This window comes from Prauserella cavernicola, assembly GCF_016595675.1.
GTDB classification, from domain to species: domain Bacteria; phylum Actinomycetota; class Actinomycetes; order Mycobacteriales; family Pseudonocardiaceae; genus Prauserella_A; species Prauserella_A cavernicola.
The window spans coordinates 318,055-340,006 of record NZ_JAENJH010000001.1 but is presented as its reverse complement, the minus strand read 5'-3'; the positions used below and the strand labels follow the sequence as shown (position 1 = coordinate 340,006).

General features: G+C 71.1%; 22 protein-coding genes and 1 pseudogene. 14 read left to right on the top strand and 9 right to left on the bottom strand.

Translation table 11 applies throughout. The features are described from left to right. Positions 1–17: 17 nt before the first annotated feature. Positions 18–479: an SRPBCC family protein gene (locus JHE00_RS01625; RefSeq protein WP_200314000.1), complete on the bottom strand. Its 462-nt coding sequence runs from the start codon at positions 477–479 to the stop codon at positions 18–20. A gap of 98 nt (positions 480–577) precedes the next feature. Here JHE00_RS01625 and JHE00_RS01620 point away from each other — a divergent pair, with 98 nt between their 5' ends. The 4 genes from JHE00_RS01620 to JHE00_RS01605 all read left to right on the top strand — a co-directional run bounded on the left by JHE00_RS01620 (position 578) and on the right by JHE00_RS01605 (position 5,574). Continuing rightward, positions 578–2,254, top strand: a complete 1,677-nt coding sequence (locus JHE00_RS01620; protein WP_200313998.1) for an NAD(P)/FAD-dependent oxidoreductase — start codon at positions 578–580, stop codon at positions 2,252–2,254. After that, positions 2,251–3,666 (top strand): ATP-binding protein, encoded by a 1,416-nt coding sequence (locus JHE00_RS01615; protein WP_200313996.1) that lies wholly within the window; start codon positions 2,251–2,253, stop codon positions 3,664–3,666. Before JHE00_RS01620 ends, JHE00_RS01615 begins: the two co-directional genes overlap by 4 nt. A 95-nt stretch (positions 3,667–3,761) precedes the next feature. After that, positions 3,762–4,724: a bile acid:sodium symporter family protein gene (locus JHE00_RS01610; RefSeq protein ID WP_200313994.1), complete on the top strand. Its 963-nt coding sequence runs from the start codon at positions 3,762–3,764 to the stop codon at positions 4,722–4,724. A 10-nt stretch (positions 4,725–4,734) separates the two neighbouring features. Next, the gene (locus JHE00_RS01605) at positions 4,735–5,574 is read left to right on the top strand and encodes an urea carboxylase-associated family protein (RefSeq protein WP_200313991.1); all 840 of its coding nucleotides are present in this window, start codon (positions 4,735–4,737) and stop codon (positions 5,572–5,574) included. Between the two features lie 6 nt (positions 5,575–5,580). Here the strand turns inward: JHE00_RS01605 and JHE00_RS35755 are convergent, their stop codons facing one another. Together JHE00_RS35755 and JHE00_RS01595 are read right to left on the bottom strand one after the other, a co-directional pair. Further along, a complete protein-coding gene (locus JHE00_RS35755; RefSeq protein ID WP_200313989.1) occupies positions 5,581–6,246 on the bottom strand; it encodes a GntR family transcriptional regulator in 666 nt (221 codons plus the stop codon). A gap of 22 nt (positions 6,247–6,268) precedes the next feature. After that, complete coding sequence (locus tag JHE00_RS01595; protein ID WP_200313987.1) at positions 6,269–7,456, bottom strand: acyl-CoA dehydrogenase family protein; 1,188 nt, start codon at positions 7,454–7,456, stop codon at positions 6,269–6,271. 81 nt (positions 7,457–7,537) lie between these two features. On the opposite strand from JHE00_RS01595, the gene JHE00_RS01590 reads away from it, so the two are divergent. Further along, on the top strand, positions 7,538–8,647 hold the full coding sequence (locus JHE00_RS01590; RefSeq protein WP_200313985.1) for a CaiB/BaiF CoA transferase family protein: 1,110 nt from the start codon (positions 7,538–7,540) through the stop codon (positions 8,645–8,647). Here the strand turns inward: JHE00_RS01590 and JHE00_RS01585 are convergent. Together JHE00_RS01585 and JHE00_RS01580 are read right to left on the bottom strand one after the other, a co-directional pair. Further along, positions 8,617–10,110, bottom strand: coding sequence for a flavin-containing monooxygenase (locus JHE00_RS01585; RefSeq protein ID WP_200315746.1), 1,494 nt, complete (start codon positions 10,108–10,110; stop codon positions 8,617–8,619). The two genes, JHE00_RS01590 and JHE00_RS01585, sit on opposite strands and share 31 nt — an antisense overlap. Positions 10,111–10,180: 70 nt before the next feature. Beyond that, positions 10,181–10,774 (bottom strand): TetR/AcrR family transcriptional regulator, encoded by a 594-nt coding sequence (locus tag JHE00_RS01580; RefSeq protein ID WP_200313983.1) that lies wholly within the window; start codon positions 10,772–10,774, stop codon positions 10,181–10,183. Between the two features lie 163 nt (positions 10,775–10,937). On the opposite strand from JHE00_RS01580, the gene JHE00_RS01575 reads away from it, so the two are divergent. The 8 genes and pseudogenes from JHE00_RS01575 to JHE00_RS36040 form a co-directional block, all read left to right on the top strand. Beyond that, positions 10,938–12,449: an MDR family MFS transporter gene (locus JHE00_RS01575; protein WP_200315745.1), complete on the top strand. Its 1,512-nt coding sequence runs from the start codon at positions 10,938–10,940 to the stop codon at positions 12,447–12,449. Positions 12,450–12,511: 62 nt separating this feature from the next. Further along, the gene (locus JHE00_RS01570; protein ID WP_200313980.1) at positions 12,512–13,096 is read left to right on the top strand and encodes an ArsR/SmtB family transcription factor; all 585 of its coding nucleotides are present in this window, start codon (positions 12,512–12,514) and stop codon (positions 13,094–13,096) included. After that, the gene (locus tag JHE00_RS01565) at positions 13,093–13,887 is read left to right on the top strand and encodes an SRPBCC family protein (RefSeq protein WP_200313978.1); all 795 of its coding nucleotides are present in this window, start codon (positions 13,093–13,095) and stop codon (positions 13,885–13,887) included. The genes JHE00_RS01570 and JHE00_RS01565 overlap by 4 nt, the downstream gene beginning before the upstream one ends. A 25-nt stretch (positions 13,888–13,912) precedes the next feature. Further along, positions 13,913–14,674 carry an SDR family NAD(P)-dependent oxidoreductase gene (locus tag JHE00_RS01560; protein WP_200315744.1) on the top strand — a complete coding sequence of 254 codons (762 nt, stop codon included), beginning with the start codon at positions 13,913–13,915 and terminating at the stop codon, positions 14,672–14,674. Positions 14,675–14,729: 55 nt separating this feature from the next. Continuing rightward, entirely contained in the window at positions 14,730–15,338 is a 609-nt protein-coding gene (locus JHE00_RS01555; protein WP_230422777.1) for a TIGR03854 family LLM class F420-dependent oxidoreductase, read from the top strand. A 60-nt stretch (positions 15,339–15,398) separates the two neighbouring features. Beyond that, positions 15,399–15,614, top strand: a complete 216-nt coding sequence (locus tag JHE00_RS34850; protein ID WP_230422776.1) for a hypothetical protein — start codon at positions 15,399–15,401, stop codon at positions 15,612–15,614. Between the two features lie 229 nt (positions 15,615–15,843). Next, a complete protein-coding gene (locus JHE00_RS01550; protein ID WP_200313976.1) occupies positions 15,844–16,248 on the top strand; it encodes a DUF6292 family protein in 405 nt (134 codons plus the stop codon). A gap of 13 nt (positions 16,249–16,261) precedes the next feature. Continuing rightward, positions 16,262–16,486 (top strand): annotated as a pseudogene (locus JHE00_RS36040) (helix-turn-helix domain-containing protein); the annotation flags it as partial. Between the two features lie 90 nt (positions 16,487–16,576). Here the strand turns inward: JHE00_RS36040 and JHE00_RS36035 are convergent. The 3 genes from JHE00_RS36035 to JHE00_RS01535 all read right to left on the bottom strand — a co-directional run bounded on the left by JHE00_RS36035 (position 16,577) and on the right by JHE00_RS01535 (position 19,871). Beyond that, entirely contained in the window at positions 16,577–16,876 is a 300-nt protein-coding gene (locus JHE00_RS36035; RefSeq protein WP_372440368.1) for a hypothetical protein, read from the bottom strand. A gap of 142 nt (positions 16,877–17,018) precedes the next feature. Beyond that, entirely contained in the window at positions 17,019–17,999 is a 981-nt protein-coding gene (locus JHE00_RS01540) for a DNA polymerase domain-containing protein (RefSeq protein WP_307831773.1), read from the bottom strand. Positions 18,000–18,008: 9 nt separating this feature from the next. Next, on the bottom strand, positions 18,009–19,871 hold the full coding sequence (locus JHE00_RS01535) for a Na+/H+ antiporter (RefSeq protein WP_200313974.1): 1,863 nt from the start codon (positions 19,869–19,871) through the stop codon (positions 18,009–18,011). 189 nt (positions 19,872–20,060) lie between these two features. On the opposite strand from JHE00_RS01535, the gene JHE00_RS01530 reads away from it, so the two are divergent. Continuing rightward, entirely contained in the window at positions 20,061–21,488 is a 1,428-nt protein-coding gene (locus JHE00_RS01530; RefSeq protein WP_200313972.1) for a sugar porter family MFS transporter, read from the top strand. A gap of 24 nt (positions 21,489–21,512) precedes the next feature. Here the strand turns inward: JHE00_RS01530 and JHE00_RS01525 are convergent, their stop codons facing one another. Then, positions 21,513–21,887, bottom strand: a complete 375-nt coding sequence (locus tag JHE00_RS01525; protein WP_200313970.1) for an STAS domain-containing protein — start codon at positions 21,885–21,887, stop codon at positions 21,513–21,515. Positions 21,888–21,952 lie beyond the last annotated feature (65 nt).

Sequence of the window (21,952 nt, the reverse complement as noted above, 5' to 3'; positions counted from 1 at the left end):
CGGTGGAGTCCCGGCGCTCAGAGGTGCCGGGCGCCCGCCAGCGCCGTGCGGGCCACGGCGATGTCGCAGAGCCGGCCCAGCGCCTCGGCGTTGCGTGGCTTCACCACCAGCGCCTGCACGGCCACCGGCACGAGCGACGCCGGCCCCGACACCACCCGCTCCTCCATGATCACCTCGGTGCCGCCGTCGAGCTGCGGCTGCAACGTGAGCCGTACCCTGGCTCTGCCGAGCACCCACAGCCGCGCCTCGAGCTCCAGCAGCTCGTCCGGCCGCATCGCCACCACCGTCGACACGTCGGGCACCTGCACCGGCCACATGCCCGCACTGTGGTGGATGCGGCTGCCCACGGAGGGCCAATCACCGTCCACCGTCCTGATGTGGGCGTTGCCCACCACCCAGCCCGCGTACGACCAGCCGTCGGCCAGCACCCCGAACACCTCGTGCGGTGGTGCCGGAACCACCCGGCTGACGCCGATCACGTCGCCGCCTTCGTCATGGCGACCGCGTACCCACCACGCCCGTCCCTCAACCGCGTAATTTGTCAGAGTCGGCTGGCAGTGGCGGCATACTCGACACCGTGACCGAGAGTCTGGCCGGCCTGCGCCCGGTCCTGTTGACGGTGGACGACGATCCGAGCATCTCCCGTGCCGTCGCGCGAGACCTGCGGCGCCGCTACGGCGAGCACCATCGCGTCGTGCGCGCCGAGTCGGGTGAGCAGGCGCTGGAGGCCCTGCGCGAGATCACGCTGCGTGGCGATCAGGTGGCCGTGCTGCTCGCCGACTACCGGATGCCCGGCATGACGGGCATCGAGTTCCTCGAGCAGGCGATGGACCTGTTCCCGGCCGCGCGGCGCGTGCTGCTCACCGCCTACGCCGACACCGGGGCCGCGATCGAGGCCATCAACGTCGTCGACCTCGACCACTATCTCCTCAAGCCGTGGGACCCGCCCGAGGAGAAGCTCTACCCCGTCGTCGACGCGCTGCTCGACGCCTGGCGCACGTCCGACCGCACGCCCGTCACCGAGACAAGGGTGGTCGGCCATCGCTGGTCCGCGCGCTCGCACGAGGTCCGCGACTTCCTCGCGCGCAACCAGATCGCCTACCGCTGGTGCCTCGCCGACGAGCCCGAGGGCAGGCGACTGCTCGACGCCGCGGGCGCGGACGGGCTCCGGCTGCCGGTGGTCGTCCCGCCGGGCGGCGACGCGCTCGTCGCCCCGAGCGACGCCGAACTCGCCGAACGCGTGGGTCTGTCGACGGTGCCGTCGTCGGACTTCTACGACGTCGTGGTGATCGGCGGTGGCCCGGCCGGGCTCGGCGCCGCCGTCTACGCGGCGTCGGAGGGACTGCGCACGGTGCTGGTCGAACGCACCGCCACCGGAGGCCAGGCCGGGCAGAGCTCCCGCATCGAGAACTACCTCGGCTTCCCCGACGGCGTCTCGGGCTCCCAGCTCACCGACCGCGCGCGGCGGCAGGCCACCCGGTTCGGCGCCGAAGTCCTCACCACCCGCGACGCCGTGGGACTCTCCGCCCACGGATCGGCCCGCTCGGTGCGCTTCGCGGACGGTTCGCAACTGCACGCCCACTCCGTCATCCTCGCGACGGGCGTGTCCTACCGGCAGCTCCGCGCGCCGGGCCTGGACGAGCTGACCAGCAAGGGCGTGTTCTACGGCTCCGCGCTCACCGAGGCCGCCAGCTGCGCCGAGCAGGACGTGTACGTGGTCGGCGGCGCCAACTCCGCCGGCCAGGCCGCGGTCTACTTCGCCAGGAGCGCCAAGTCGGTGACCATGCTGGTGCGCGGCACCTCGCTCGAGGCGTCGATGTCGCACTACCTCATCCAGCAGATCGCGGCCCAGCCCAACATCACGGTGCGCACCAGCACCGAGGTGGTCTGCGCGCACGGCGAGGACCACCTGGAACGCCTTGAACTGCGCGACCTGCGCAGCGGCGAGGTCGAACTCGTGGACTCGTCGTGGCTGTTCGTGTTCATCGGCGCCAGCCCGCACACCGACTGGCTCGACGGGGTGGTCGCCCGTGACGACGCCGGGTTCGTACTGGCCGGACCCGACCTGGTCGTGGACGGCAAGCGGCCGCAGGGCTGGGTCCCCGAGCGCGACCCCTACCACCTCGAGACAAGCCTGCCCGGCGTATTCGTGGCCGGGGACGCCAGGGCCGAGTCCGTCAAGCGCGTCGCCTCGGCCGTCGGGGACGGCGCGATGGCCGTCTCCCTCGTCCACCGCTACCTGGAGAAGCCATGACCAAGGGCCCCTGCGACGCCGAGGAACTGCGCACCCTGTTCCTGTTCGAGAAGCTCACCGACGAGCAGCTCGACCGGCTCTGCCGGGAAGGGTTCGTCACCACCGTCGAGCAGGGCGTGTTGTTCACCGAGGGCGAGCCCGCGACGTGCTTCTACGTCCTCATCGAGGGCGGGGTCTCGTTGTCGCGCCGCGTCGGCGACGACGACGTGGAGACTCACCGCACCACCCAGCGCGGGGTGTACGCGGGCGCGTGGCAGGCCTATCTCGGCGACCAGGTCCCGCAGGTCTACAACAACACGCTCACCGTCACCGAGCCGTCGCGCTTCTACGTGCTCGACGCCGAGAAGCTCGCCTCCGTGATGCGCGACTGGTTCCCCATGGCCGTGCACATGCTGGAGGGCCTGTTCTTCGGCTTCCACAACACGCAGCAGGCCGTCGCCCAGCGCGAACGGCTGCTCGCGCTCGGCTCGCTGTCGGCGGGGCTCACCCACGAGCTGAACAACCCCGCCGCCGCGGCCGTGCGCGCCACCAGCTCGCTGCGCGAACGCGTCACGGCGATGCGCCACAAGCTGCGCCTCATCGCGAGCGGACCGTTCGACAGGGCGATCCTCGAGTCGCTCATCACGCTGCAGGAGGACGCGGTCGAACACGCGGCCAAAGCGCCCGATCTGAGTCCGATGGAGGCCGGTGACCGTGAGGACGCCGTCACCGACTGGCTCGACGACCACGACATCGGCGGCGGCTGGGAGATGGCCGCGACCTTCGTCGCCGCCGGGCTCGGTCCGAGCTGGTTCGAGAAGGTGGCGGCCACCGTCGGTCAGCCCGACCAGCTCGAGGGCGCGATCCGCTGGCTGTACTACACGATCGAGACCGAACAGCTGATGAGCGAGATCGAGGACTCGACCACGCGCGTGTCCAGCCTCGTCGGCGCCGCGAAGCAGTACAGCCAGCTCGACCGCGCACCCAACCGGACGGTCGACGTGCACGAGCTGCTCGACAGCACCCTCACGATGCTGGCCCGCAAGATCGGCGACGGCATCACGGTGGTGCGGGACTACGACCGCGAGCTCCCGCCGATCCCGGTCTACGCGGCGGAGCTCAACCAGGTCTGGACGAACCTCGTCGACAACGCGGTCTGGGCCATGGACGGCGGAGGGACCCTCACGGTGCGCACGGCGGCCGACGGCGACCGGCTGCTCGTCGAGATCGGCGACACCGGACCCGGCATCGACCCCGAGATCCTCGGCCGCATCTACGACCCGTTCTTCACCACCAAGCCCTTCGGTGAGGGCACCGGACTCGGTCTGGACATCTCGTGGCGCATCGTGGTGAAGAAGCACCACGGCGACCTGCGTGTCGAGTCCGTTCCCGGCGACACACGGTTCCAGGTGCGGCTGCCGCTGCGGCCCTGAACGGCGCCGTCACCCCGCGAGTAGCCGGGTGAGCCGAGCCACACGCGACCGTGTCCTACAGTGATCGCCCGGACCGGCGATCACTGGCGGAGGACATGGCGAAGCAGCGGGGTGTGTGGCTCAAGGTCGCCGAGTTCGCGGGCCGGTGGTTCGCGGTGCTGGTGTTGCTCGGCGGGCTCGCCGGGATGCTCGTGCCGGATCAGGCGGCGAAGCTCTCGGAGTACGTTCCCGTGCTCCTGGGCGTGATCATGTTCGGGATGGGCCTGACCCTGCGCGCCTCGGACTTCGCGCTGGTGCTGCGCAGGCCGCACGCCGTACTGATCGGGCTGCTGGCGCAGTTCACGATCATGCCGCTGACGGCGTGGGGCATCGGCTCGCTGTTCGGGTTCACCGGCATGCTGCTGGTCGGCATGATCCTGGTGGGCGCTTCACCCGGCGGTACGGCCTCCAACGTGATCGTCTACTTCGCCCGCGGCGACGTGGCGCTCTCGGTGACGCTGACGTCGGTGGCGACGCTGATCGCCCCGGTGCTGACGCCGCTGCTGGTGCTGTGGCTGGCCGGGTCGGATCTGCCCGTCGGCTTCGGCGATCTGTTCGCCTCGATCCTGCAGGTGGTGCTGCTGCCCATCGTGGCGGGCGTGCTGCTGCGGTCGGTGGCGGGCCGGTTCGTGGTGCGCGTGCTGCCCTACCTGCCGCTGGTGTCCTCGGCGGGCATCCTGCTGGTCGTGGCCGCGGTGGTCGGTGCCAACGCCGACGTGATCGCCACCAGCGGCGCGCTGCTCGTGCTGGCCGTGATCGCGCACAACGGCGCGGGACTGCTGCTGGGCTACACCGCGGGACGGCTCACCGGGCTCGGCGAGTCCTCGAGCCGCGCCGTCAGCGTGGAGGTCGGCATGCAGAACTCGGGCCTCGCCGCGAGCCTCGCGACCACCCACTTCGCGCCGCTGGCCGCCCTGCCCGCCGCGCTGTTCTCCGTGTGGCACAACGTGTCCGGCTCGCTGCTGGCCACGTACTGGGCCCGCCGTTCCGAACGGGAGCCTGCGGCCGAGAACCGGTAGTTTCGGGTCGATGACGGACACCCCACCCGCGGCATACCAGTCCAGGCCGGGCAGCATCCTCGACGTCGACCGGCCGTTCTACGACCGGCTCGCGGACACCACGGGCCGCGAGGTTCTCGAGTCGTTCGTGCTCCCGATCCGCTCGGGCCGGGCGTGGGAGGTGCCCGCCGGTCACGTGTGCCGGATCAGCACGCCGGAGGGTCCGCAGGTCGGCGACCTCAACGTGTGGAACCGGCACAACCCGAGGGAACGGTTGTGGGCGGCGCGGACGCGGCAGCTGCAGAGCGCGCACGTGACGCGCTACGACCGGCTGTGGTCGACACTGCCGTACCTGCGGCCGTTGCTGACGTTCGTAGCCGACACGCTGGAGTCCTACGGCGTGGACGCCGAGGGCGGGCGGGTGCACGACCTGCTCGGCACGCGATGCGATCCCTACGTCAACCGGATCCTGGCCGACACCGACTTCGACTTCCACTGCCATTCGAACCTGGTGCGGGCGGTGCTGCCCTACGGCCTCACGGAGTTCGACGTCCACGACGTGCTCAACGTCTTCCAGTGCACCGGCCTCAACGCCGACGACCAGTACTTCATGAAGGCCTCCCCCGCGCGGGCCGGCGACTTCGTGGAGTTCTTCGCCGAGCAGGACCTGCTGTGCGCGTTGTCGACGTGCCCGGCCGGGGACCTGTCGATCCCGTTGTGGGGGCCGGACGCGCGCGATCCGCTCGAGGTGTGCAGGCCACTGGAGGTCGAGGTGTGCCGCCCGGCCGCGGAGCTCACGGCGAGCTGGGAGCCGACGCGGCCCGCCGCCTACGCGGGCCTGCACGGCGTGACGCTGCCGCGCTGGTCATGACCGGCGCTACTCGGCGTCCCCGTCGAGCACGCGCGTGAGGACGTCGAGCGCGCGGGAACGGTGGGCGTCGAGCTCGGCGACGAGGGTGTCGGCGTCGCGACGGCGCACCGCCTCGAGGATCGCCTCGTGGGAGTGCACGGTCCTGGTGCGTTCCTCGGGCGAGTTGTAGTACAGCGCCCGGTAGGACTCGGTGGAGTCCCAGAGCAGCCGGATCAGGCGCATCGTGTGCACCTGATCCGGCGACTCCAGCATGCCGAAGTGGAACCGGCGGTTGGCGGCGAGCTCGGCCGCCACGTCACCGCGCTCGGCGGCCTCGGCGCAGTCGCGCGCGGCCGCCGCGATCCGTTCGACGGCGTCGTCGTCCAGAGTGGGCAGTGCCTTGCGTGCGGCCCGCTCCTCCAGCACCTGCCGCAGCGCGTAGATCTCGGCGAGGTCGCTGGCCCACAGCTCGGTGATGAAGTACCCGCGGCGGGGCCGGTACTCGACCTGGCCCTCCTGTTCGAGCACCCGCAGGGCCTCGCGCACGGGCGCGACGCTGACGCCGAAGTTGTCGGCGATCTCCTCCTGCCGGACCCGCTGACCCGGCCGGAGCTCACCGGCGATGATGGCCCGGCGCAGACCCTCGAGGGCGTGCTGGGCGGTCGTGCCGGGACCGGTCTGGCGCGTGCTCACCGCTCGACCTTAGCCGGGGCCGTCAGCGGAACGCCTGGATACCGGTGACGGCGCCACCGATCACGAGCGAGTGCACGTCCGCGGTGCCCTCGTAGGTCACCACCGACTCGAGGTTGTTCATGTGCCGGATCACCGGGTACTCCAGCGTGATGCCGTTGGCGCCCAGCACCTGCCGGGCAGTGCGCGCGACGTCGAGGGCGGCGTTGACGTTGCCGAGCTTGCCCATGCTGACGTGCTCGGTGCGCAACGTGCCCTCGTCCTTGAGGCGGCCGAGGTGCAGCGCCAGCAGCGTGGCGCGGTTGACCTCCAGCGCCATCGTGGCCAGTTTCTGCTGCTGCAGCTGGAACGACGCGATCGGTTTGCCGAACTGTACGCGGGTGGTGCTGTAGTCCAGCGCGGACTCGTAGCAGGCCCGCGCGGCGCCGGCAGCGCCCCAGACGATGCCGTAGCGCGCCTCGTTGAGGCACGACAGCGGCCCGCGCAGCGAGGTGGCGCCGGGCAGCATCGCCGACGACGGCAGCCGGACCTCGTCGAAGACCAGCTCGGAGGTCACCGACGCGCGCAACGACAGCTTGCTGTGGATGTCGTTGGTGGTGAATCCCTTGGTGCCCTTCGGAACCACGAAACCGCGCACGCCCTCGTCGGTGCGCGCCCACACCACGGCGACGTCGGCGATCGAGCCGTTGGTGATCCACATCTTCTGGCCGCGCAGGATCCAGTCGTCGCCGTCGCGGCGCGCGGAGGTGCGCATCGAACCGGGGTCGGAGCCGGAGTCGGGCTCGGTCAGACCGAAGCAGCCCACCGCCTCGCCCGCGGCCATGCGCGGCAGCCACTCCTGCTTCTGCTCCTCCGAGCCCCAGCGGTGGATCGCGTACATCGCCAGTGAGCCCTGCACCGACACGAGGCTGCGCACCCCGCTGTCGCCCGCCTCCAGTTCGAGGCACGCCAGGCCGTACGCGGTGGCGCTGGCGCCCGCGCAGCCGTAGCCGTCGAGGTGCATGCCGAGCACCCCGAGCTTGCCGAGCTCCCGGGGCAGCTCGCGCGGGATCCGGCCGTCCTCGAACCACTGCCCCACGTTCGGCACGACGTGGTCGCGGACGAACGAGCGCACGACGTCGCGGATGTCGCGCTCCTCGTCCGAGAGCAGCGAGTCGATCGCGAGGAAGTCGTGCGGGTCGAGGGTGGCGGTGGTGCTGCGGTGGGTGGTCATCGGTGCTGGTCTCCCTTGACGTGGTCCTGGCGGAGACCATAGCTTAGATTTTCGAAAATCTAAAAGAGGAGACTTCCACACATGGCCTCGTCACTGGGCGACCTACGGGTCGTCGACTTCTCCCGCGTGCTCGCCGGACCGTTCGCCACGATGCTGCTCGCCGACCTGGGCGCCACCGTGACCAAGATCGAGCGCCCCGGCACCGGCGACGACACCCGCGGGTGGGGCCCGCCCTTCGACGAGAGCGGCCAGGCGACGTACTTCCAGTCCGTCAACCGCAACAAGGACAGCATCACGCTCGACCTCACCGACGAGCGCGACCTCGCGCGCGCCAGGGAGCTCGTGCGGGGCGCGGACGTGGTGGTGGAGAACTTCCGGCCCGGCCTGATGAACCGGCTCGGACTCGGCTACGACGACCTGTGCGCGGACAATCCCGGGCTCGTCTACTGCTCCATCACCGGGTTCGGCCGCGACAAGGGCGCCGAGCTGCCCGGCTACGACCTGCTGATCCAGGCGCTCGGCGGGCTCATGAGCATCACCGGCAGCCCCGAGGGCGAGCCGCAGAAGGTCGGCGTGGCCATGGTGGACGTCGTCGCCGGACTGTTCGCGACGGTCGGGCTGCTCGCCGCCGTGCGGCACCGTGACGCCACCGGCGAGGGCCAGCGGGTGGAGATCAACCTGCTCTCGTCGCTGCTGGCGGCGCTCGTGAACCAGGCCGCGGGCTACACCGCGGGGGGCGTGGTGCCGCGGCGAATGGGCAACGCGCACCCGAGCGTCGCGCCGTACGAGGTGCTGCCGTGCGGCGATGGCGAGCTCGTGCTCGCGGTGGGCAACGACCGCCAGTTCGCGACACTGTGCGCCGAGCTCGGCGCTCCCCGGCTCGCCGCCGACGACCGCTACGCCACCAACACCGCGCGCGTGGCCCACCGCGAGCCGCTGCGCGCCGAGCTCGTGCGGCTGCTGTCCGCGCGCTCCGCAGCGGACTGGGCCAAGGAGCTGAGCGCGGCCCGCGTCCCGGCGGGCGTGGTCAACGACCTGGCGGGCGCGTTCGCGCTCGCCACGGACCTCGGGCTCGACCCGGTGGTCGGGATCGAGCGCGGCGACGGCACCACGGCGCGGCTCACCCGCAACCCGATCGGCCTGTCGGCCACTCCCCCGACCTACCGCAGCGCGCCGCCGCCGCTGGGCTGACCGGCCCCGGCGCGGGAGAACCGCACGCCCTCGTCGTCGACGCGGCCGCGCCGCAGCAGCAGGACGTCGCGCGCGTAGTTCTGGTGCAGCCGCCACGGCGCCGAGGGCCCCTGCCTCGGCAGCGAGTCCACCCCGCGCAGGACGTACCCGGCCTTGAGATCGATCAGCGGCTCCAGCGGCTGGTCCCCGGCGGGCGCCACCGGGACGCAGCGATCGTAATCGTGCTCGCGCATGTGGGCGAGCACGCGGCACACGTACTGCGCCACCAGGTCGGCCTTGAGCGTCCACGAGGCGTTGGTGTAACCGATGGTGAGCGCGAAGTTCGGCACGCCGCTGAGCATCATGCCCTTGTACGCCACGGTGTCCGCGAGCTCGACGTGCTCGCCGTCCACGGTCAGCCGGATGCCTCCCGCGGGCAGCAGATTGAGTCCCGTCGCGGTGACGATCACGTCGGCGGGCAGCTCCTCCCCCGAGGTCAGGCGGATGCCGTGCTCGGTGATCGCCTCGATGGTGTCGGTGACGATCGACGCGCGTCCTTCCCGCAGCACGCGGAACAGATCGCCGTCGGGCACGAAGCACATGCGCTGGTCCCACGGGTCGTAGCGGGGCCGGAAGTGCCGGTCGACGTCGAAGCCCTCGGGCAGCCTGCGCTGGACCTCCTTGCGCAGGAACTTCTTGACCAGGCCCGGCCGCGCGCGGCTCAGCTTGAACAGCGCGGTCATCACGAGCGTGTTCTTCCAGCGCACCACGGGATACGCGCGACGCGGCGAGAGCACCCGGCGCAGCAGGCGGGCCAGCGGATCGTGCCGTGGCATCGCGAGCACGTAGCTCGGCGAGCGCTGCAGCATCGTGACGTGCTCCGCCTCGGGCGCCATCGCGGGCACGAGCGTCACCGCGGTGGCCCCGCTGCCGATCACGACCACCCGCTTGCCCGCGTAGTCGAGGTCCTCCGGCCAGTGCTGGGGATGCACGATGGGGCCTGCGAAGTCCGCCGCCCCGGGCAGTTCCGGCGTGTAGCCCTCGTCGTAGCGGTAGTAGCCGGAGCAGGTGAACAGGAACCCGCACGTGAGATGCACGGTCTCGCCGGTGTCGGTGCGCCGCGCCTCGACCGTCCACTGTGCTCGTTCACTGGACCACTCCGCGCTCACGACCTCGTGGCCGAAGCGGATGTGCTCCTCGATCCCGTACTCCGCGGCGGTGTCGCGCACGTAGGAGCGGATCGACGGCCCGTCGGCGATCGCCGTGGAGTCGGTCCATGGCCGGAAGGAGTAGCCGAGCGTGAACATGTCCGAATCGGATCGGATACCTGGATAGCGGAACAGGTCCCACGTCCCGCCGATCGCGTCGCGGGACTCGAGAATCGCGAACGTCGACCCGGGGCTGCGCTCCCGCAGATGGCACGCGGCACCGATCCCGGAGAGCCCGGCACCCACGATGAGCACGTCGACGTGGTCGAGCGGCATGTTCCTGCCCCGTTCTTGGCCGTACGACAACACCTGCCGGGACGCTACCAGCAGTCCGGCGCCGTGGGGCTCACGCGAAGCCGGCACCCGCCTCGGCGAGCACCTCGTCGAGCACCGTGGCCAGCGGCGTCGCCGCGGACCGGTCCAGCCACTCCTGCACAGCCACGCGCAGCGAGGCGAGGTAGCACGCCGCCATCAACCGCGCCCGGGTCGGCGACCGCTGCGCCTCGGGCATACGGCTCAGGAGCTCGGCGACGAGCTCGCGTTCCAGCGAGGCGAACGTGGCGACCTGCTGGGCGAGCAGCACGTCGTGCGAGCGGATGAACCGCGCCCGCGCGACCCACTCCGGGTCGGGTGCGAGCTGGTCGGGAGATCCGTCGTGCGCGGCGGCGGTGAGCGCGGCCCACGGCCGCTCCGAGCGAGGCCGGGCGCGCACCCGGCCGAGCAGCTCCTCGACCCGGGAGCGGTCGCCGTAGAGCAGCGCCTCCTCCTTGCTCGTGAAGTAGTTCGAGAAGGTGCGGCGGGAGACGGTGGCGGCGTCGGCGATGGCCTCGACGGTGAGCCGGTCGAGGCCCAGCTCCATGGCCAGCCGCACGGCGGCCTCGTGGAGAGCCTGCCGGGTCGCCGCCTTCTTCCGTTCCCGCAGTCCGAGCGCCGTGTCCACGGGTGTGAGCTTACCCGCATGGGAAATATTTCTCATTGCGCAATCTTGCGCAGTGAGTCACTCGAGCGGATAGTTGCGTACAGCAACCAATTCGTTCGACACCGCCAGGAGGCTGCGCGTGAGCGCACCGACCACCACCACCGCCGCCGCGGACGACGCGGCCATGACCCGCCGGGAGGTCCTGAGGGCACTCAGCGGCCTGCTGCTCGCCCTGTTCGTGGCGATGATCAGCTCGACGATCGTGTCCACCGCGCTGCCGCAGATCATCGGCTCCCTCAACGGCAGCCAGACGCAGTACACGTGGGTCGTCACGGCCACGCTGCTCACGGCCACGGCGTCCACGCCGATCTGGGGCAAGCTCGCCGACCTCTACAACAAGAAGACGCTCGTCCAGATCGCCATCGTGATCTTCCTGCTCGGCTCCGTCATCAGCGGGTTCGCCCAGGACGCGGGCCAGCTCATCGCCGCCAGGGCGTTCCAGGGCCTCGGCGTCGGCGGTCTGCAGGCGCTGGTGCAGGTGGTGATCGCCGCGATGATCCCGCCGCGCGAACGCGGCCGCTACAACGGCCTGCTCGGCGGCGTCATGGCGGTGGCCACCGTCAGCGGCCCCCTGCTCGGCGGCGTCATCGCCGACACCGACTGGCTGGGCTGGCGCTGGTGCTTCTTCGTCGGGGTGCCCGTCGCGCTCGCCGCGCTGGTGGTGCTCGAGCGGACCCTGCACCTGCCGACCGTGCGCAGGGATGAGGTGCGCATCGACTACCTCGGCGCCGGCCTCATCGCCGCGGGCGTCAGCATCCTGCTGATCTGGATCTCGTTCGTCGACGGCTCGTTCGCCTGGGTGTCGTGGCAGAGCGGCGTGCTCGTGGGCGCCTCCGTGGTGCTGCTGGGCGTGGCGGTTTGGTGGGAGTCCCGCGCGGCGGAACCCGTGGTGCCGCTCGACATCGTGCGCCAGCGCACGCCCGCGCTGGCGATCCTCGCGAGCCTCGCGGTGGGCATGGCGATGTTCGGTGGCGCCGTGTTCCTCGGCCAGTACTTCCAGATCGGCCGCGGCTACTCCGCCACCGAGGCGGGCCTGCTGACCATCCCCATGATGGCCGGTGTGCTGGTGTCCTCCACCGTCGTCGGCCTGCTGATCACCAAGACCGGCCGGATGAAGCCCTACATCCTCGCGGGCACCATCGTGCTCGTGGCCGGGTTCGGCGTGCTGGCCACCATCGACCACCAGACGTCGATGCTCGTGGTCTCGGCCGGGATGCTGCTCGTCGGCGTCGGCGTGGGCATGTCCATGCAGAACCTGGTGCTGGCGGTGCAGAACACGGTGTCGCTGCGCGACATGGGGGCCGCGAGCGCGTCGATCACGTTCTTCCGCTCGCTCGGCGGCACGATGGGCGTCTCCGTGCTCGGTGCGGTGCTCGCGCGCCAGGTCGACGGCAACATCAGCGAGGGACTGGCCGCCGCCGGCCTGCCCGCCACGGGCTCCGGCGACACCAGCGCCCTCAACCTGGCGGCCCTGCCCGAGCCGGTGCGGGAGATCGTGCAGGGCGCGTACGGGGACGCGACCGGCTTCATCTTCCTCATCTCGGCCGCGATCGCCGTCGTGGGCGTGCTCGCCGCCGCGGCGCTCAAGCCCGCGCCGCTGCGCACGAGCATCGACATCGAGGACCCCGCGAAGTAGCTCGGCGACGACTCCAGGGAACCGCTTGACAAATCCGTTTGTCAAGCGGTTCCCTGGAGTGCATGCAGGACATCGAGGTGATCGCCGACCCGGCCGCCGCCGTCGTGGCGCTGGACCCCGTGCGGGCCCGGCTGCTCGCCGAGCTGCACGAGCCCGCGTCGGCAGCGACGCTCGCCGGCCGCGTGGGCCTGACGCGACAGAAGGTCAACTACCACCTGCGCCAGCTCGAGGCGCACGGCCTGGTCGAGGTGGCGCAGACCCGGACCTGGGGCGGGCTCACCGAACGGCTACTCGTCGCCACGGCGGCCGGGTACGTGGTCGCGCCCGAGCCGCTCGGCAAGCCCGGGGCCGTGCGCGAGGACAACCGCCTCTCGGCCGCCTACCTCATCTCGCTGGCCGCGCGCGTGGTACGCGAGGTGGGCGCGCTCGCCCGCAGGGCCGCGAAGCAGGACAAGCGGCTGCCGGTGTTCGGCCTCGACACCGAGATCCGGTTCGCGACGCCAGCGGACCGGGCGGCCTTCGCCGACGAGCTCACCACGGCGGTCACCCGGCTCGCGCAGAAGTACCACGACGAGCAGGCCGAGAACGGTCGCAGGCAGCGCCTCATGGTGGCGATGCACCCGGCCCCCACCGGGGAGGCGGCGTGAGCGACGAACGCGAGGTCCACCGCGGCGGAGCCGAACTGGAGATCCCGGCCGACCCCAGCGAGGTCTGGCAGGCGATCGCGACCGGCTCCGGCAGCTCCGCGTGGTTCTTCCCCACCGACATCGAACCCGGCGTCGGCGGCGCCGTCCGCCTGCACCGCGGGCCGTTCGCGCCCGACGCCTCCGCCGTCGTCACCGCGTGGGATCCGCCGCACCGCCTCGCCTACACCGAACCCGGCGAGGCTCCCGCCCCTACCGTCGCCACGGAGTTCCTCGTCGAGGCCCGGGAGCAGGGCACGTGTGTGGTGCGCGTGGTCAGCGGCATCCACGCCGACGGCGACGAGTGGGACCACTTCGCCGAGGAGGCGGGCGCGGGCTGGCGGATGTCGCTGCTGCTCCTGCGGGCCTACGTCGCGCACTTCGCGGGCCTGCCCGCCGCCCCGGTGGACCTCACCGTGCCCGTCGCCGCGCCCTCGTCGGCACGGGCCGAGGTGACCACGCGGCTCACGGCCGCGCTCGGGCTGACCGGCCTCACCGAGGGCGATCCCTTCCGCACCGCGCCGACCGCCCCGCCGCTCGCCGGCACCGTCGAGCACGTCGGCCCGTACTTCCTGCTGCTGCGCGGGCACGAGCCCGCGCCCGCGTTGTTCGCCATCTCCAGCTTCCCGATGGACGGGATCTCGCTGTCGGTGAACGTCACCGGCCGCGTGTACGGGTCCGGCGCCGAAGCACACGCCGGACCGGAGCTGCGCCGCTGGACCGACTGGCTCGGCTCCCAGGACCTCACGCACTGACCTCATGGACACCAAGGAGACCACGATGTTGCTCGAAGGCAAGAACGCGATCGTCTACGGCGGAGCGGGCGCGGTCGGCACCGCACTGGCCACCGCCTTCGCCAGGGAGGGCGCCACCGTGCACCTGGTGGGCCGCACGCGCGAGACGCTGGACAAGGTCGCGGGCCGCATCCGCGAGACCGGCGGCAGGGCCGAGACCGCCGTCCTGGACGCGCTCGACGAGACGGCGGTGGACGCGCACGCCGACACCGTCGCTGCCTCGGCTGGCAGCGTCGACATCTCGGTGAACGTCATCTCCTACGACGACGTGCAGGGCACCCCGCTCGCGGAGATGTCGCTCGGGGACTTCGAACGCCCGGTCCACGTCGCCACCCGCACGACGTTCCTCACGACGAGGGCCGCGGCCCGGCACATGATCCGGCAGCGCTCGGGCGTGATCCTCACCTTCGGCGGTGACGGCGGTGGCCAGCCCATCCGCGACTACTCCATCGGCGGCTTCGTGGTCGCCCTCGGCGCTGTGGACGTGCTGCGCCGTCAGCTCGCCGCCGAGCTGGGCCAGTACGGCATCCGCGTGGTCACGCTGCACACCGGCGGCATCGTCGAGACGCTGCCAGAGGACTTCGAGGGCAGGCAGGCCATCGTCGACTCGATCGTGGAGAAGACGATGCTGCGGCGGGCGGCGACCTTCGCCGAGGTCGGCAACGTGGCCGCGTTCGCCGCCTCCGACCTCGCCTCCGCGATGACCGCGACGACGTTCAACATCACCTGCGGGTCCATCGCCGACTGAGCGGCGCACGGTCTCGGGCGGCATAGACCCGGGGCCGGTCACGTTGCAGGCGGGTATGAAGATTCGCATCGGCATCGGGCTCGGCCCGCGGACCGGACCGGCGGAGTTCGGCGACGCCGTCGACGACCTGGAACGGCGTGGCATCGACTCGCTGTGGCTGTCGGAGGTCGTGTCCTCACCGCAGGTCGAGCCGTTCGTCGGCATGGCCCACGCGCTCGCCAGGACCGAGCGGCTCAAGGTCGGCACCGGCGTGGCGGTGCTGCCCGGCAGGCACCCGGTGCGCCTGGCCAAGCAGCTCACCTCGCTCGCCGCGCTGGCGCCCGCGCGGGTGCTGCCGGTGTTCGGACTGCGCCCGGCCCGTCCGCACGAACTGGCGGGCTTTCCCGTGCCGGAGGGGCGCAGGGCCGCGGTGTTCGACGAGACCCTGCGCGTGCTGCGGCTGCTGCTCACCGAGGAGGAGGTGAGCTTCCACGGCGAGTTCTTCGACCTCGACGGTCTCGGCGTCGGCCCGCTGCCCGCGAAGCCGCTGGACCTCTGGCTGGGCGGCTCGGTTCCCGCCGCGTTCCGGCGGATCGGCCGGTTGGCCGACGGCTGGCTCGGCAGCTTCGTCAGCCCCGACGAGGCGCTCAGGGCCCGGCTGGCCATCGACGCGGCGGCGGCCTAGGCGGGCAGGGAGATCGAGGCCGACCACTTCGGCCTTTCCCTCGCCGTCGCGACCGACGGCGTGCCGGACTCGCTGCGACAGGCCGCCCGGCAGCGCAATCCCGGCACCGACCCGGCCGAGCTCGTCGCGACGAGCTGGCCGCACGCGCGGGAGCTGATCGAACGCCACATCGTGGCGGGAATCACGAAGTTCGTCATCCGCCCCGGATCGCCGGAAACACCGCTGCCCCGCTTCGTCGAGGAGTTCACCACCACCCTGCTGCCGCTGCAGAACTGATGCCAAAGCGGTGCGTTCCACCGGTTCCGGCGTCGACCGGACACGGCTGGGATCTGGTCAGCCACCCGCCGTTCCCAGCACGCGGCCCGCTCCGCCATGAAGATCCACTATGGACTCTGAGCGTCAGCCGAAGCACTTGCGGATCTGCTTCTTCCACGTATGATCCGGTTTTACGTCAAGCAGTCGGCGGAACTCCCCCATTTTCGATGCTGCTGCGGTGAGACGTCGTATGGAACTCGAACAGCATGAACCCACGGCGCGGGGACTGCGCCGCTACGTCCGACTGGTCCGCGAGGCCATGGGACTCAGCGGTGACTCCTCCTGCGTCCAGCTGGAACCTCCCGTCAACGCCTACCTCGCACTCGAGGGCAGGCTCAGCTCGTTTCCCGCGCTCGACGTCGCACTGACGTGGGACGAGGAGAACGGCTGGGCGCTCGCCGTCGAGGCGCGCTGTTGCGACGAACTGCTCGTTCTGTCCTATCTGGACACCGATGTGCTGCCGCCGCCGCGCTCCGTGGCGCTGTTCGCCACGAGCATGCTCGAGGGCCACGTGAGCAGGCACCCCGACCCGCCCCGGTTCCGCACGGCCGGCAGTCCCGACGAGCTCCCCCGGCTGCTCGCCGGGTACGCCTAGCCCGGCGGCCGCCATGAACCTGCACCAGCTCGACGACGAGCACCGGCCCACCTACACCACGGGTCAGGCGGCCGACATCCTGGGCGTGGAACAACCTTTCCTGCGCAGTCTGGACAACGCGGGCGTGCTGTCGCCCGAACGCTCCCGCGGCGGTCACCGGCGCTACTCGCGCCATCAGCTCGGCCAGGCGGGCAGGCTGCGGGAACTGTTCGACGAGGGCCACAACCTCGCGGCGGCCCGGCGCATCCTCTGGCTGGAGCACGAACTCGCGCACGCCCGGCGGGAGGCCGCCGAGCTGCGCGCGAGACTCCTCACTGGCCCCCAGCCCTCAGCGGGTCCCGCCGAGCACCTTCGCCAGCAGCCCGGTGACAACGAGCCAGAACACCGCCGCCAGCCCATAGTTGACCAGCACGGCCAGCTTCGGCTCCGCAATGGGGAACAGTCCAGGGAAGAACAGCGCCAGTGGCTCGGCCAGTGACCGGATGAAGGTCGCGAATCCGTTCGCGGCATTGGCTCCGAGGACCACGAGCAGGATGTGACAGGCTTCGATCAGGGCGAAGAGTGTGCCGATTCCTGTGACAATTCGCCCTGCGGTGGTACGACTGCGGTGAATTCCTGACCTTGGCATGGGCAGGGCTTCCCCGGAATCCGCGCGCGAAACGCGACAAGCCGCCACCCCGGTGGAATTCGCCGCTTCGCCACCCGAGCCTGCTCCGTTCGGCTGCGGCACGTTACGCCGTTGTGGTCAGCATGTGCTCCACTGTGGACGCTCAGTCACGCCGGGCACGGGCGCGCCGCTTGCCCTCGTGCATCGCGGCCACCCTGGCGACCGGGATCGCTCTGCCCTGCTCCAGCAGGTCCGCGGGCAGCGACTGCGGCGCGGGCATCCACTCGGCCCAGGGATCGCGTGCACCCAGCAACGCCGGCGCGGTGCGCACGGTGAAGTCGCGCGGCATGACCGCATCGAGGTCCTCCCAGGCGACCGGGAACGACACCGGCGTCCCCGGCCGCAGCCGGGGACTGTAGGCCGCGACGACCGTGGCCCCGCCCGCGCGCGTGGAGTCGAGGAAGACCTTGCCACCACGGTCCTCACGCAGGTAGGCGGTGGTCGCGAGTCCGGGATCGAGTCGCTCGGCCCTGGCCGCGAGCGCGCGCGTGGCGCCGGCGACGTCGTCGATGGGCACGTCGGCCGACACCGGCACGAACACGTGGACGCCCTTGGCGCCGCTGGTCTTCACCACACCGGTCAGCCCCGCGTCGGCCAGCGCCTGCCGGACCACGTGCGCCGCGCGCACGGCGAGCCCGAACCCGCGTGCACCATCACCGTCACCGGCGGGCGGGTCGAGGTCGAGCACCAGGTGACTCACCCGGTCCCACCGGCCCGCCGTCACCAGCGTCGGGTGGTACTCGACGGCACGCTGGTTGGCGAACCACAACAGCGTCCGCCGGTCGTCGCACAGCGCGTAGGAGACCTCCCGCCGCGACGACTCCGCCCACAGCGACACCGTGCGCACCCAGTCCGGGGTGTACTTCGGGACGTTCTTCTGCATGAACGGCCGCTGGCCGCGCAACACCCGCATCACCGACAGCGGCCTGCCCGCCAAGCCGGGGATGATCCGGTCGTGGACGGCGTCGAGGTAGTCCACGAGGTCCCGCTTGGTCGCCTCGGCGCCGTCGAACAGCGGCTGGTCGAGGTTGGTGAGCGCCACACCCTCGCGCTGTTCGTCGTTGGCCCCCACGTTGGCCCCCACGTCGCCCCCTCAGCCGAGTTGCCGGTCGACGAAACACCAGCGCCAGCTCTCGCCGGGCTCGAAGCTGCGCATCACCGGGTGGCCGGAGCCGTGGAAGTGCGCGCTGGCGTGGCGCCGGGGTGAGGAGTCGCAGCACGCGACGTTGCCGCAGTCCAGGCACAACCGCAGATGCACCCACGTACTGTGCTCGGCCAGACAGGCCAGGCACGAGTCGGGCGAACTCGGCTCCACCTCGCGGAACGTGGCCGTGAGGTGCTCACACGACCGCTTGGACGTGGCGGGGGTGGTCAGCTCCCGCTCGCTCTCGTCAGTGTCGTCGGACACGTGGTCGAGCATAGACTCCTCGATGTCCATGAGGTCGAGAATCCGTTCCAGCACGGCGTCGTCGTAGCGGCGTTCACCCCGTGCGGTGAGGAACTCCAGCCGTTCGGCCTCCAGCATTTCCAGCCTCAGCCGCCGGTAGGCCCCGCTCGGCGTCTCCCCCTGGCCGCCGCTTCGGCTGCCGAGCTGCTCCCACGCCTCGTCCGAGCGGTGGCGCACGCGCTCGTGCAGCCGCCGCACGACCTCCTCCGGGTCCTCGGGTTGACGGACCCGCTCGAGCCGCTCCAGCCCCGCACGCGTCATCTCGTCCAGCAGGGCGGCTTCCTGGAGCGCGTCGGCGGCCGGGTCCGGTGCGGGCAGCCGGAGCCTGCGCACCAGCACCGGCAGTGTCGTGCCCTGCACCAGCAGTGTGCCCGCCACGACGACGAACGCCGCGAGCACGAGCACGCCCCGGTGCGGAGTGTCGGTGGGCAGGGCGAACGCCGCCGCGAGGGTGACCACGCCGCGCATGCCCGCCCAGGCGATGACGGTCGAGTACCGCCAGGGCCAGACGTGGGCCCCGGCGATCCTGCGCAGCAGCGCGATCCCGAACATCCACACGAACCGCAGCGCGATGGTCGACGCCAGCACGGCTCCGCAGATCACCACGATGGTCGGCGATGTCAGGCCGCTGCCCGCCACCTCGGCGAGGATGCGGCGCAACTGCAGGCCGATGAGCAGGAAGACCATGTTCTCGAGCAGGAACTGCACCGTCTGCCAGTTCAGTCTGCTGGCCAGGCGCGAAGGGCCGGACAGCACCGCCGGCGTCTGGTGGCCGACGATCAGCCCCGTCGTCACGACGGCCAGCACGCCGGAGCCGTGGACCACCTCGGCGGGCAGGTAGGCGAGGAACGGCAGCGCGAACGAGAACGCCGTGTCGAGCACCGGGTCGTCCATCCTGGCCCGCAACTGTGCCGCACCGACGCCGACGACGAGGCCCGCCACGATTCCACCGACGGCCGCGACGAGGAACTGCGCGCCCGTCTGCCACACCGTCACCGACCCGCCGATGGCCGCGATGGCGGTGCGCAGGGTGACCAGCGCGGCGGCGTCGTTGAACAAGCTCTCGCCCTCCAGCAGCCGCACGATCCGGCGCGGCAGGCCGACCCTGCGGGCCACCGCGCTCGCGGCGACCGCGTCGGGAGGAGCCACCACGGCGCCCAGCGCGATGCCCGCCGCCAGGGGCAGTCCGGGCACGATCAGCCACGCCAGCACACCCACACCGACCGCCGTGAACACGACGAGCCCCACCGACAACAGCGCGATCGCACCGCGGTTGGCTCGGAAGTCGATCAGGGACGAGCGGATGGCCGTCGCGTACAGCAACGGCGGCAGCAGGCCGACCAGAACCAGTTGCGGGTGCAGGTCGAATTCGGGCACACCGGGCACATAGGACAGACCGACACCGACCACGACCAGGCAGAGCGGCGCCGACCAGTTGAGCCGCCGTGCCAGCGCCGCGACCACGAGCACCGCGACGACCAGGCCCGACAGTTCGGCCGCGACCTTCATCGCTCCATCATCGCCTCACCCAGAGGAGGGCATCCGGTAATTCGCCGTGTCGGACACCGGGTCCGCGGGTAGTCCCGACCGGGGGAACACGAGCGTGTGACACGTCACCGGAACACCCGACATGGTCCGGACCACTCGTACGGTTACTCCAGATGGGTCAGCAGACAACGCCCGAAGTAGGAGTGGGTTGTGAGCACGTCATCGGCCGGTGAACGCACCGGCCAGCAACATCTCGCGCACGTCGTCTTCATCGCCGGGGCCGCCGCCGTCGGCGGATTCCTGTTCGGTTACGACAGTTCGAACATCAACGGCGCGGTACTCGGAATCCAACGACATTTCGACGTCGGTGAGGCAATCACCGGCCTCACGGTGTCCTCGGCGCTCATCGGCTCCGCAGTGGGTGCGTGGTTCGGCGGCGTGCTGTCGCGACGCGCCGGCCGCATCCGCACCATGAAGCTGGCCGCGATCCTCTTCTTCGTCAGCGCGATCGGCGCGATGTTCCCGTTCAGTGTCTGGGATCTGGCGATCTGGCGCGTCGTCGGCGGCGTCGCGATCGGTGTCGCCTCGGTGATCGGGCCCGCCTACATCGCGGAGGTAGCGCCACCGGCCTACCGGGGCAGGCTGGCGTCGCTGCAGCAGCTGGCCATCGTGCTCGGCATCGGCAGTTCGGCGCTCGTGAACTGGTTCATCAAGGACTCTTCGCCCATCGGGGCCGATGGCACGCACGACATCAACGGCATGCTCGGCGGGGTCGAGGCGTGGCAGTGGATGCTCGGTGCGGCCGCGGTGCCGGCGGTCATCTACTTCGTCCTCGCGTCGATCATCCCCGAGTCGCCGCACTACCTCGTCTCGATGGGCAGGTTCGACCAGGCGCGCGCGGTGCTCGCCCAGGTCGAGGGCGACGGCGCCGACGCCGACGCGAAGCTCGCCGACATCCGGCGGGAGCTGAGCACCGAGCGCAGGCCCGCGATCCGCGACATCCTCGGCGGCAAGCTCGGGCTGCTCCCGATCGTGTGGATCGGGATCGCGCTGGCCGCCTTCCAGCAGTTCGTCGGCATCAACGTGATCTTCTACTACTCGGACACGCTGTGGCACTCGGTCGGCCAGAACACCGACTCGCTGCTGATCTCGATGGTGAGCCCGACCATCAACATCATCGGTACGTTGATCGCCATCGCGTTCATCGACCGGATCGGCCGGAAACCGTTGTTGCTCATCGGTTCCGTGGGCATGGCGATCGGCCTCGGCGTCGCCGCGATCGCGTTCGGCAACGCGGTGACCGTCGACGGCGCGCTGCGGCTGCCCGGTGTGTGGGGACCGGTCGCGCTGGTGTTCGCCAACGTGTTCGTCCTGTCGTTCGCGCTGTCGTGGGGTGTGATCCTGTGGGTCCTGCTCGGCGAGATGTTCCCGCTGCGCATCCGGGAGGCCGCGCTCGCCGTCGGCACGGCGGCCAACTGGGTCGCCAACTGGATCGTCACGGTGTCGTTCCCGAGCATGGGCGCGTGGAACCTCAGCGTCACTTACTGGATCTACGCGGCCTTCGCCGTGCTGTCGATCCCGTTCGTGCTGAAGTTCATCAAGGAGACCAAGGGCACCGCCATCGAGGACGTGCGCTGAGCCGGGGCACCGTCGGGGAGGCGCTCAGCGACCGAGTGCGTCCTCGACGGTGCGATACACCGGCAGCACGTCGCAGAGACCGCACAGCTCGATGGGGCGCTGCAACGGCCTGCGCCCACCGGTGACGATCCGCAGCTGCGCGCCCCGCTCCGCGGCCACCGTCCGCACCTCGGTGAACACGTTCAGCCCGGCGACGCCGAGGAACCGCACGGGCACCAGGTCGGCGACCACGACGCGGGGCAGCAGGTCGAGGTGCTCGGTCAGCGCGAAACGCAGCCGCGCCGCGGTGCTCAGATCGATCTCACCGTGGACAGAGACCACGACCAGATCGGGCGCGGGCCAGTGACTCCGCCACGACAGCAACACGTCCACGTCGGAGAAGAGTGGGTGGTCCGGCATCGTCCGGCACCTCCTCCCCCGGTTCGCACGCAACCCTGGCGGGCCAAGGAAAACATGCTATTCCC

Coding starts and splice junctions, on each gene's coding strand:
- JHE00_RS01615 (WP_200313996.1), top strand. CDS start 2,251: ATGACCAAGGGCCCCTGCGACGCCGAGGAACTGCGCACCCTGTTCCTG.
- JHE00_RS01610 (WP_200313994.1), top strand. CDS start 3,762: ATGGCGAAGCAGCGGGGTGTGTGGCTCAAGGTCGCCGAGTTCGCGGGC.
- JHE00_RS01605 (WP_200313991.1), top strand. CDS start 4,735: ATGACGGACACCCCACCCGCGGCATACCAGTCCAGGCCGGGCAGCATC.
- JHE00_RS01595 (WP_200313987.1), bottom strand. CDS start 7,456: ATGACCACCCACCGCAGCACCACCGCCACCCTCGACCCGCACGACTTC.
- JHE00_RS01590 (WP_200313985.1), top strand. CDS start 7,538: ATGGCCTCGTCACTGGGCGACCTACGGGTCGTCGACTTCTCCCGCGTG.
- JHE00_RS01585 (WP_200315746.1), bottom strand. CDS start 10,110: ATGCCGCTCGACCACGTCGACGTGCTCATCGTGGGTGCCGGGCTCTCC.
- JHE00_RS01575 (WP_200315745.1), top strand. CDS start 10,938: ATGACCCGCCGGGAGGTCCTGAGGGCACTCAGCGGCCTGCTGCTCGCC.
- JHE00_RS01570 (WP_200313980.1), top strand. CDS start 12,512: ATGCAGGACATCGAGGTGATCGCCGACCCGGCCGCCGCCGTCGTGGCG.
- JHE00_RS01560 (WP_200315744.1), top strand. CDS start 13,913: ATGTTGCTCGAAGGCAAGAACGCGATCGTCTACGGCGGAGCGGGCGCG.
- JHE00_RS01555 (WP_230422777.1), top strand. CDS start 14,730: ATGAAGATTCGCATCGGCATCGGGCTCGGCCCGCGGACCGGACCGGCG.
- JHE00_RS01550 (WP_200313976.1), top strand. CDS start 15,844: ATGGAACTCGAACAGCATGAACCCACGGCGCGGGGACTGCGCCGCTAC.
- JHE00_RS36035 (WP_372440368.1), bottom strand. CDS start 16,876: ATGCCAAGGTCAGGAATTCACCGCAGTCGTACCACCGCAGGGCGAATT.
- JHE00_RS01535 (WP_200313974.1), bottom strand. CDS start 19,871: ATGAAGGTCGCGGCCGAACTGTCGGGCCTGGTCGTCGCGGTGCTCGTG.
- JHE00_RS01525 (WP_200313970.1), bottom strand. CDS start 21,887: ATGCCGGACCACCCACTCTTCTCCGACGTGGACGTGTTGCTGTCGTGG.